Genomic DNA, 1,346 nt, shown 5'->3' with positions numbered 1-1,346 from the left:
ATTATAACTGATTAAATTTTCTGGTCAACCTGCAACCTCTATCGAGAGCAATATTACTGGTACTTCATTATAACTGATTAAATTTTCTGGTCAACCTGCAACTAAAATTGGTTCTTCCATTGATGTTGCCAATTATAACTGATTAAATTTTCTGGTCAACCTGCAACTTTACACTGTCAACAGAATTCTGAAAACCTATTATAACTGATTAAATTTTCTGGTCAACCTGCAACTGACATAACCGTAATCATCGAAATCGATAGATTATAACTGATTAAATTTTCTGGTCAACCTGCAACCTTTTGTTTGTGCTGACATGAGAGATACTTATTATAACTGATTAAATTTTCTGGTCAACCTGCAACCATGGACGGTATCACGGCATAAATCCAACTATTATAACTGATTAAATTTTCTGGTCAACCTGCAACCAAACCCGAATGCTTATCCTTATAAGGATAATTATAACTGATTAAATTTTCTGGTCAACCTGCAACATGGAAGGTGCAAGCAATTTTGCTAAGTCTATTATAACTGATTAAATTTTCTGGTCAACCTGCAACTGCGAGGTCGTCCTCATTATCATTTAATTAATTATAACTGATTAAATTTTCTGGTCAACCTGCAACTTTAGGTGATTTGCTTTATACGTTTTTGTTATTATAACTGATTAAATTTTCTGGTCAACCTGCAACTGTCGCGGCCAAATGAATAATCAATCATGAATTATAACTGATTAAATTTTCTGGTCAACCTGCAACTATGGATAGAATAGCACTTTACAATGACAGATTATAACTGATTAAATTTTCTGGTCAACCTGCAACTTCAGAAAAAGAAAGATTTGACGGTTACGGATTATAACTGATTAAATTTTCTGGTCAACCTGCAACTAGTAAAAAAGAGGTAGAAAAGCTGCATCAATTATAACTGATTAAATTTTCTGGTCAACCTGCAACAGAGGACTTTATAGAAGAATCGGGCGTTTTATTATAACTGATTAAATTTTCTGGTCAACCTGCAACCTATGGATCTTGCAATGGCTCTTGCAATTAATTATAACTGATTAAATTTTCTGGTCAACCTGCAACTAGGGTTAAAAGCCGGCAGCATTACGCTTGATTATAACTGATTAAATTTTCTGGTCAACCTGCAACTTGAATTGACCGGGCAGGATTGGGAAGAGAATTATAACTGATTAAATTTTCTGGTCAACCTGCAACTGTGTTATGCAATATTTAAGGAAGATATTTTTTAGTATGCTTGGAAACTTCAAGCACTGTAAAACATCCTAGCCAACAAATTAAAATCTTGACTATAATTATTTTATGATATATCATTTAACT

1 CRISPR repeat array is annotated in these 1,346 nt (G+C 33.2%).

The annotated features are described in order from the left end of the window. A CRISPR array of direct repeats spans positions 1 to 1,224; the repeat unit is 37 nt; unit sequence ATTATAACTGATTAAATTTTCTGGTCAACCTGCAACT. Positions 1,225 to 1,346: the final 122 nt, after the last annotated feature.

Source organism: Treponema sp. (assembly GCF_051883275.1).
Lineage (GTDB): Bacteria > Spirochaetota > Spirochaetia > Treponematales > Treponemataceae > Treponema_D.
The sequence above is the reverse complement of the archived record's forward strand: the minus strand, read 5'-3'. Positions and strand labels throughout refer to the sequence as shown.